Origin of the sequence: Actinomadura sp. NPDC000929, assembly GCF_040492065.1 — a bacterium.
GTDB lineage: Bacteria > Actinomycetota > Actinomycetes > Streptosporangiales > Streptosporangiaceae > Spirillospora > Spirillospora verrucosospora.
On sequence record NZ_JBEUPA010000229.1, the window covers coordinates 1 to 8,844 of the forward strand.

The following is an 8,844-nucleotide window of genomic DNA, read 5'->3' on the forward strand; positions in this document are numbered from 1 at the left end:
CGCCTCGGCGGTCAGCTGGCGGATGTCCTTCAGGCCGCGGCCGTCGATGCGCAGCCCGTCGCGGATCACGCGCTCGCGGACCAGCTTCTTGGTGATCGCCCCCTGCCCGTCCGCGCCGACGACGGCACCCGCCTCTACGCGGAGATCGACGGCGAGGACCGCACCGACCTCGCCGTCGTGTTCTGCCACGGCTGGACGCTCACCCAGGACTCCTGGCACTTCCAGCGCAAGGCCCTGCGCGGCCTCGGCCGCCTCGTCTTCTGGGACCACCGCGGCCACGGCCGCTCCGACGGCGGCGCCCGCGACGGCTACGCCGTCCCCCGCCTGGCCCGCGACCTCGGCGCCGTCATCGAGGCGACCGTCCCCGCCGATACCCCCGTCGTCCTGGTCGGCCACTCGATGGGCGGCATGACCATCATGCGGTACGCCGACGAGAACCCCGAGCTGGTCGGACGCAAGATCCTCGCGGCCGGGCTGCTGTGCACGTCGTCCGGCGGCCTCGGCGAGGTCACGCTCGGCATGCCCGCGCTCATCGCGCGCACCACCCACCGCCTCATGCCCGCCGCCCTCGGCGCGCTCGGCGCCGGCTCGGGCGTCGTCGAGCGCGTCCGCCACCTCGGCCGCGACGCCGCCGCCCTCGTCGAGGACCTGGTCGCCTTCGGCCCGGACGCCAGCCCCGCCGCGGTCGCCTTCGCCGAGCAGATGATGACCGACACCCGCATGGACGCCTTCGTCGACTTCTTCCGCTCCATGATCACCACCGAGGTGATCAGCGAGTGCGCGTCCCTCGGCGGCGCCGACACCCTGGTCATCGGCGCCGAGAACGACATGCTCACCCCGGTCGAGCACAGCCTGAAGATCGCCTCCTGCGTGCCGTCCGGGCGGCTGGAGGTCGTCCCCGGCGCCGGGCACATGGCCATGCTCGAACGCCCGAGCATCGTGTCCGACCACCTCGGCGACCTCATCGAACGGGCCCGCAAGGAAAGCTGAGCCCCCTCATCCCGCGCGCGGGATGAATACTGTCGGTGCCCGGCCCTACGCTTCCGCGCATGGCGAAGGCGAAGACGGCCAAGGCCGCCTACCGGTGCTCGGAATGCGGATGGCAGACCTCCAAGTGGGTCGGGCGCTGCGGCGAGTGCCAGACATGGGGAACGGTCACCGAGGCCGCGTCGGCGACCCCGGCCCGGGTCGTGTCGGCCGGGCCGGTCAGCTCACCGGCCCGCCCGATCGGGCAGGTCGACGTGCGGTCCGCGCAGACGCGCCCCACCGGCCTGGACGAGCTCGACCGCGTCCTCGGCGGCGGCATCGTGCCCGGAGCCGTCCTGCTGCTGGCGGGCGAGCCCGGCATCGGCAAGTCGACGCTGCTGCTGGAGGTCGCCGCCCTGGCCTCGACGGCGGACGCGGCGGGCTCCGAAGGCGGCAACGTCCTGTACGTCACGGGGGAGGAGTCGGCCGAGCAGGTCCGGCTGCGCGCCGACCGCGTCGGAGCGATCACCGACCGGCTGTACCTGGCGGCCGAGACCGAGCTGTCCGCCATCCTCGGCCACATCGAGTCGGTCGATCCCGGGCTGCTCGTCGTCGACTCCATCCAGACGATCGGCACCTCCGAGGCCGACGGCGCGCCCGGCGGCGTCACCCAGGTCCGCGAGGTCGCCGCCAACCTGATCAGGGTCGCCAAGGAGCGCGGCATGACCGTCGTGCTGGTCGGCCACGTCACCAAGGAGGGCTCGATCGCCGGGCCGCGCCTCCTGGAGCACCTGGTCGACGTCGTCCTGTACTTCGAGGGCGACCGGCACTCCCGGCTCCGCATGATCCGCGCCATGAAGAACCGGTACGGCCCCACCGACGAGCTCGGCTGCTTCGACCTGTCCGAGGTCGGCATCGTCGGGCTGCCCGACCCGAGCGGCCTGTTCCTCACCCGCCGCGAGGAGGCCGTCCCCGGAACCTGCGTCACCGTCACCCTCGAAGGGCGCCGCCCCCTCGTCGCCGAGGTGCAGTCCCTCGTCGCCAAGTCGCACCTGCCCGCGCCGCGGCGCGCCACCTCCGGGCTCGACACCTCCCGCGTCGCGATGGTCCTCGCCGTCCTCGCGCAGCGCTGCAAGATCTCCATGCACGAGCAGGACGTGTACGTCTCGACCGTCGGCGGCGTCCGGCTCGCCGAGACCTCCGTCGACCTGGCCCTCGGCCTCGCCGTCGCGGGCTCCACCGTCGAGCAGGCCCTTTCCACGAGCCTCATCGCGCTCGGCGAGGTGGGCCTCGCCGGGGAGGTCCGCATCGTGCCCGGCGTCCAGCGGCGGCTGGCCGAGGCGGCCCGGCTCGGGTTCAAGTACGCCGTCATCCCGCGCGGCTCCCTCGAACTGGCCGACGGGCCCCTCAAACGCGCCGACCCGCAGCTCAGCAGCTACGAGGGCATGAAGGTCATGGAGGTCGACAGCCTCCAGCAGGCGCTGCAGGTCGCGTTTACCGCTCCCTGACAGGCGTCCCGCCAGAGTATTACTTCACACAACGCACGCTTGCGACCTGGGGAGGAACCAGCGCGCGGCCCGCCTCGGTAAACTGGCGCCGTCCAGCGACCTCCGGGGGCCAGGTGCCATCACACGACAAGGGTCATGACGAACGACGCCGCGCCACACTGGCCGCGGTGGCTCCCGGCACCCAGATCCGGGACGGACTGGAGCGCATCCTGCGGGGCCACACCGGCGGCCTGATCGTGCTCGGCTACGACAAGCCCGTCGCGGAGCTGTGCACGGGCGGCTTCGAGCTCGACGTCGAGTTCTCCGCCACGCGGCTGCGCGAGCTCGCCAAGATGGACGGCGCGATCGTCCTCGACGACAGCCACACCCGCATCGTCCGCGCCGCCGTCCACCTCGTGCCGGACTCCACCCTCCCCACCGAGGAGTCGGGGACCCGCCACCGCACCGCGGAGCGCGTCGCCCGCCAGACCGGCCTGCCGGTCATCTCGGTGAGCCAGTCGATGCACATCATCGCGCTCTACCTCGACGGCATCCGCTACGTCCTGGAGGACTCGGCGGCCATCCTCTCCAAGGCCAACCAGGCCCTGGCGACGCTCGAACGCTACAAGCTGCGCCTCGACGAGGTGTCCGGCACGCTGTCGGCCCTGGAGATCGAGGACCTCGTCACCGTCCGCGACGTCAGCGCCGTCGTCCAGCGCCTGGAGATGGTGCGCCGCATCGCCGACGAGATCGAGGGCTACGTCGTCGAGCTCGGCACCGACGGCCGCCTGCTGTCCCTCCAGCTCGACGAGCTGGTCTCCGGCGTGGACGTCGACCGGCAGCTGATCGTCCGCGACTACCCGTCCGACGACACCCGCACCCGCGGCGTGGACGCCATCCTGTCATCCCTCGACACCCTGTCGGCCAACGAGCTCCTCGACCTGTCCACGGTCGCCGAGGTCATGGGCTTCGCCGGCCCGGACGCCCTCGACCTGCCCGTCAGCCCCAAGGGCTTCCGGCTGCTCGCCAAGGTCCCGCGCCTGCCGAGCATGGTCGTCGAACGCCTCGTCGAGCACTTCGGCGGCCTGCAGAAACTCCTGGCCGCCAGCATCGACGACCTCCAGGCGGTCGGCGGCGTAGGCGAGTCCCGCGCCCGCAGCGTCCGCGAGGGCCTCTCCCGCCTCGCCGAATCGTCCATCCTCGAACGCTACGTCTAGGGCCTGCCTCGAAGTGGCCCTCGGCCGCACGCGCGAACGCGTGACCTGGCCGATGGAGCGAAGTCGGCGGCGAGTGGAGCCGGGCAGATCGCGAAGCGATGCCGCGTTCGCCCAGGCCCGGTCGCGTAGCGAGCCGCAAGGCGAGCGAAGAGGGCCGAGGCAGCAGCACCGCCCAGCGCAGGCAGCGGGCGGCCACCACAGTCAGCGGGCCCAGGCAGTGCAGGCCCTGGATCGGCGGAGCTGAAGATTCGTTGCGCCCTTCACAGCGGGCCAGCGCAGCCACGACATTCGGCAACTCCGGCCGCGCAACCCGAGGCACCCCTGGCGGCGGGACGGCGAGCGCAGGTGGCGGGCAAGGGCCAGCACAAGCGGGGCGAGTTGGGGCCAGCGCACGCGGGGCGGGTTGGGGTGTGGGCGAGGGGTTAGCGGAGGGCGAAGACTTGTTTCTTGGCCTTTGCGCCTTTCAGGGTGGCCACGTAGGTGCCGGGGCGGGCTCGGACGGTGTTCTTGCAGTCGCGGTGGCGGTCCCAGACGACGTCGTCGACGTAGGGGATGCCGCGCCGTAGCGTCGCCTTGGGGGCCTCGCCCTTGCGGCACTTGCTCGACGACCAGACGCGGTCCGCGCCGGAGGTGATGCGCACCTCCAGCGATCCCGTGTCGAACGCGCAGGAGCCGTCACGCGTGCTGACGACCGTGACCCGGAACTCCGGACGCTCGGACCCCGCGTAGACGTTCTTCGCGGCGGACATGTTCACCACAAGGTCACCGCGGCCGCAGGGGCCGCCGTCGGCCTGCTCGGGCGCGGGCGTGGTCGTCGTGGTGACGGTGACCGTCGGCATCGCGCTCGGCGGCGGGGCGCTCGTCCGCTCGGCCGCGCCCGCGTCGCGGCCCGGCTTCTCCTCCCCGGCGCCTCCCTGGCACGTCCACGCCAGCAGGCCCACGGCCCCGAGGACGCCTGCCAGGGCCCACACGCGCCGGCGCCAGTACCGATCGAGCCCAGAGCCGTCCCGGTCGCGCTCAGTGTTCGCCCCCATGCGGGCAGTATGCATTCGCCCGGGCGGGAAGAGCGGACGACCCGCCGCGTGCCACAATGGCGACGCGCCATGAACACCGAATCCGCACTCACCACGCCGATCCTCGCCTGGTACGACGCGAACGCACGGGACCTCCCGTGGCGGGCGCCGGACGCGACCCCCTGGGGCGTCCTCGTCAGCGAGATCATGCTTCAGCAGACACCGGTCTCCCGCGTCCTGCCCGTCTGGGAGGCCTGGACGACCCGCTGGCCGACGCCCGCCGCGCTCGCCGCCGAACCGTCCGGCGAGGCCGTCCGCGCGTGGGGCCGGCTCGGCTACCCGCGCCGCGCGCTGCGCCTCCACGAGGCCGCCCGTGCGATCACCGAACGGCACGGCGGCGACGTCCCCTCCTCGCACGCGGACCTGCTGGCGCTCCCCGGCATCGGCGCCTACACCGCCGCCGCCGTCGCCAGCTTCGCGTTCCGGCAGCGGCACGCCGTCCTCGACACCAACGTCCGCCGGGTCCTGGCCCGGCTGCTCTCCGGCGTCGAGTACCCGCCGAAGGCGCAGACCAAGGCCGAGGTCACACTCGCGGAGAGCCTCCTGCCGCTCGACCCGCCGACCGCCGCCCGCTGGGCCGTCGCGGTCATGGAACTGGGCGCGCTCGTCTGCACAGCCCGTTCGCCTCGCTGCGTCGACTGCCCCGTCATCGACAGGTGCACGTGGCAGCTGACCGGCCGTCCCGCCTACGACGGGCCGCCGCGAAGGGGCCAGACGTACGCCGGAACCGACCGGCAATGCCGGGGGCGACTCCTGGCCGTCCTGCGGGACGCCGAGCACCCGGTCGAGAAACCAGCCCTGGACATCGTCTGGTCGGATGCCGTCCAACGCGAACGCGCCCTGGACACCCTCATCGCGGACGGCCTGGTCGACCCCCTCGAAGACGGCCGCTACGCCCTTCCCGGCTGAACTCTCGCGACCGTCCGCAGGGGATCCGCCTTCTCAGGGGAATGGCAGGCCGGCTCTCTGTGCGCGTATTTCGGATCGGATGAGCTCCAGCAGCCGGCCCACCCAGTTGCGGCCTCTGTCTCCGCGCGTGATCCAGTGGTCGGATTCGATTCCGCCATACCCGATGGGGGCGTCTCCCGTGCCGAGAAGGATCTCCGCCAGCTCGGGATGCCGCGCGTATTTGGCGCGCATGAGGCCCGCCATCACGGCCGTCCTGACCTGCGGCCATCCCTGGACGCGTGAGGCCTCTTCGGCGAGCTTCTGGGCGTCGTAGGGGCGTTCCGCGGCGCGAATTCGCTCCCGGACCTGGGGATCTTCGGTGGACAGCGCCCAGTAGGCGTGCGTGACCGACGGGTAGAGGACGCCGCCGGCCTCGATCGGGGCCGGGTAGTCGTTCTGCAGGGCGTCGATTCCCGGGTTCTCCGGCCATCCTCGCGGAAACACGCGCCCGCCCAGGTGAATCGTCCCGCCCGGGGGTTCCTGTGGATCGTCCCCCGACCTCTTCGATTCGTATTCGGCGCGTGCGCGGGCCTCCTCCGCGAAGTAGTCCAGAGCCCATTCCCGCATGGCTTCGGTCACCACGTCATCGTCGAACCAGCCGCCGATCGGACGCTCCCCGACGTCGGTGCACAGAAAGACCAGCGGCCGGTCCTTGTTGTCCATGTCACCGAGCGAATAGTGGCGCTTGTGGGCGGGCATCGCCAGGTAGGCCTCGCGCAGCGCCAGCCGGTCGGCCTCGTCACGCGACTCCAGGTACCGGTCCAGCGCCGCCAGACAGCGGTCGGTGGAATCGGGCCGGTCGTTCAGGCGCTCGATGTCGTCGGCCACCTCCCCCAGCAGCATCTCCGAGGTGAGGCCGAACATCGGCTCGGCGGCCTTCCACCGGCCGAGCTCGAACGCGCTGATCTCACCGCCCTCGGGCACCTCCGTCACCACCCAGCCGCATTCGAGCTTCCCCCGAAGACCCTCCAGGTCGACCCACTCCCAGCAGTTGATGGCGCCGTCCGCGAACACCAGCAGGTTCGTGAGGTGGTAGGAGCCGTTGTGGATGAAGACGGGCCGCGCGACGCCCTCGATGCGCCGTCCGTCCTCTGTCCGGTGGATCCGTAGCAACAGGGAAACTCCTCAATCCTCATCCAGGGAAGCGGAGCGCAGCCGCTCGGCCGCCGTCACCTCACCCGGTGGCCCGAACCGCACCTCGGGGCCGCGCATTCGGTCGATCTTGGGCCGGTCCCGCCCCGCCGGTCAACGGAAATTCGCTCGTCAGCCCAGGGCCCGGGCTCGTACCGTACGCCAGTGCGTGATCTGCTGACCTTGCCCAAAGCCCACCTCCACGTCCACCTTGAGAGCACCGTCCGCGGCGCCACACTCCGCGAGATCGGCGCCGCCAACGGCGTGCCGGTCCCCGAAGACCTCGGCGCGTTCGGCGACTTCGCCTCCTTCTTCGCGCAGAACGACCTCGTCCGCGCCTGCCTGCAGCGGCCTGAGGACTTCCACCGCATCGCCTACGAGTTCTGCGAGGACGAGGCGGCCCAGGGCGTCCGGTACGCCGAGGTCTCGTTCACGGCCGCCGCGCACGGCGAGCGCCTCGGAGACCTCGGCATGCCTCTGGCGGCCGTCCTGGAGGGCCTTGAGGCGGGCCAGGAGGCCTTCGGCATCGAGTGCCGCGTGATCCTCGACCACTCCCGCCGCCGCTCCGTCGAGCGCGCCTGGCGGACCCTGGACCTGGCCCGGCGTCACGAGCGCGTGGTCGCCGTCGGCCTCGCCGGCGACGAGGCCCACCCCGGTGACCCGTTCACCGAGGTCTTCGCCGCCGCGCACGACGCCGGGCTCCACGTCGTCCACCACGCGGGCGAGGCCGAGGGCGCGGCCAGCATCCGGCAGGCGCTCGGCCCCGGCCGCACCGAGCGGCTGGGCCACGGCATCCGGATCCTGGACGATCCCGACCTGGTGGCCGAGGTCCGCGAACGCGGGATCCCCCTGGAGGTCTGCCCCTCCTCCAACGTCGCGCTGGGATTCGTCCCGTCCCTGGACGCGCACCCCCTCCCCCGCCTCCGCGAAGCGGGCCTGCTGGTCACTCTCAACACCGACATCCCCGCCCTGATCAACACCCCCCTCGCCACCGAGTACGCGCACGTCCGCGCCACTTTCGCCTACGACGACCTCACCCTGGCCGACCTGGCCCGAGCCTCGGTCACCGCCTCCTTCGCCCCGCCTCAGACCAAGAAGGCCCTCGGAGAAGCGATACAGGCCTGGCTTGCCACCCCGCCCCCCTCCGCTTCGAGGTGAGCGGGCGGGGTCTTCGGATGGCGATCTGGTCGCACACTGGGCCTCCCTGAAGTCACCTTCAGGGTTCCCGAGAGCGGCGGGCGCCGGAGACCGAACAGCGTTCTGTGGATTAACCCACCGGCTTCTCCGGCTCGCGCGTGAAGAGGCAGAACAGGTGCCCCGCCGGGTCCTGGTAGACCCGGAAGTCGTCATCCGGCTGGAAGTCGGCCAGGACGGCGCCCACTGCCTCGGCGTGCTTTCCGGCGGCGTCCACGTCGTCCACCTCGAAGTCGAGGTGGGCCATCTGCAACTGGGCGCCGTCCGCGGCGGGCCACGTGGGGGGCTTGTAGAGCGGCTCTGTCTGGAACGACAGGCCGGTTCCGCCGCCCGGGGGACGCAGCTTCACCCAGTCGGGCTCGTCCTGCACGACCGTCCAACCGAGGAGGCGCTGGTAGAAGTCCGCCAGCACGTGCGGGTCGGGGGCGTCGAGGACGGGGGCGGAGAGGGTCAGACGGCTCATGGCGGCTCCCGAGACAGTCGATCTTGTGAGGGGAGGCTGCCCAGAAGAATCGCGACCATGCGAGCCACCCACACGCGAGCCACCCCCACACGCGAGCCGCCCATAGGCGAGCCCCACACATGCGAGCCGCCAACGCGCAAGCTGCCACGTGCAAGCCGCCAACGCGCGAGCCGCGAACGCGCGAGCCGCCAACGCGCGAGCCGCCAACGCGCGAGCCGCCAACGCGCGAGCCGCGAACGCGCGAGCCGCGAACGCGCGAGCCGCGAACGCGCGGAAGGCCCGCGACCGGGAACCGGGCGCGGGCCTTCGCGCGCGGGACGTCAGTCCTTATTGAAGTTGACCGCGCCCTCGATGGGCGGCGGGCT

General features: G+C 72.1%; 9 protein-coding genes. 5 read left to right on the plus strand and 4 right to left on the minus strand.

Annotated features, from left to right (window positions below; all coding sequences use genetic code 11):
- The coding region (locus ABWI04_RS40160; RefSeq protein WP_353835683.1) for a hypothetical protein at window positions 1-189 on the minus strand (189 nt) is incomplete at its 3' end.
- On the opposite strand from ABWI04_RS40160, the gene ABWI04_RS40165 reads away from it, so the two are divergent.
- The 3 genes from ABWI04_RS40165 to disA all read left to right on the plus strand — a co-directional run bounded on the left by ABWI04_RS40165 (window position 178) and on the right by disA (window position 3,670).
- On the plus strand, window positions 178-990 hold the full coding sequence (locus ABWI04_RS40165; RefSeq protein WP_353835684.1) for an alpha/beta fold hydrolase: 813 nt from the start codon (window positions 178-180) through the stop codon (window positions 988-990). The genes ABWI04_RS40160 and ABWI04_RS40165 overlap by 12 nt on opposite strands.
- 59 nt (window positions 991-1,049) lie before the next feature.
- On the plus strand, window positions 1,050-2,474 hold the full coding sequence (radA, locus tag ABWI04_RS40170) for a DNA repair protein RadA (RefSeq protein WP_345185719.1): 1,425 nt from the start codon (window positions 1,050-1,052) through the stop codon (window positions 2,472-2,474).
- 113 nt (window positions 2,475-2,587) lie between these two features.
- A complete protein-coding gene (disA, locus tag ABWI04_RS40175) occupies window positions 2,588-3,670 on the plus strand; it encodes a DNA integrity scanning diadenylate cyclase DisA (protein ID WP_179845771.1) in 1,083 nt (360 codons plus the stop codon).
- A gap of 422 nt (window positions 3,671-4,092) precedes the next feature.
- On the opposite strand, the gene ABWI04_RS40180 is transcribed toward disA, so the two are convergent.
- The gene (locus ABWI04_RS40180) at window positions 4,093-4,704 is read right to left on the minus strand and encodes a hypothetical protein (RefSeq protein WP_353835685.1); all 612 of its coding nucleotides are present in this window, start codon (window positions 4,702-4,704) and stop codon (window positions 4,093-4,095) included.
- Between the two features lie 69 nt (window positions 4,705-4,773).
- On the opposite strand from ABWI04_RS40180, the gene ABWI04_RS40185 reads away from it, so the two are divergent.
- Window positions 4,774-5,652: an iron-sulfur binding domain-containing protein gene (locus tag ABWI04_RS40185; RefSeq protein WP_345185710.1), complete on the plus strand. Its 879-nt coding sequence runs from the start codon at window positions 4,774-4,776 to the stop codon at window positions 5,650-5,652.
- A gap of 33 nt (window positions 5,653-5,685) precedes the next feature.
- On the opposite strand, the gene ABWI04_RS40190 is transcribed toward ABWI04_RS40185, so the two are convergent.
- Window positions 5,686-6,804, minus strand: a complete 1,119-nt coding sequence (locus tag ABWI04_RS40190) for an NADAR family protein (protein ID WP_353835686.1) — start codon at window positions 6,802-6,804, stop codon at window positions 5,686-5,688.
- A 183-nt stretch (window positions 6,805-6,987) separates the two neighbouring features.
- Here ABWI04_RS40190 and add point away from each other — a divergent pair, with 183 nt between their 5' ends.
- Complete coding sequence (add, locus tag ABWI04_RS40195; protein ID WP_353835687.1) at window positions 6,988-7,980, plus strand: adenosine deaminase; 993 nt, start codon at window positions 6,988-6,990, stop codon at window positions 7,978-7,980.
- Window positions 7,981-8,089: 109 nt separating this feature from the next.
- On the opposite strand, the gene ABWI04_RS40200 is transcribed toward add, so the two are convergent.
- Window positions 8,090-8,479 (minus strand): VOC family protein, encoded by a 390-nt coding sequence (locus ABWI04_RS40200; protein WP_353835688.1) that lies wholly within the window; start codon window positions 8,477-8,479, stop codon window positions 8,090-8,092.
- Between the last annotated feature and the right edge of the window lie 365 nt (window positions 8,480-8,844).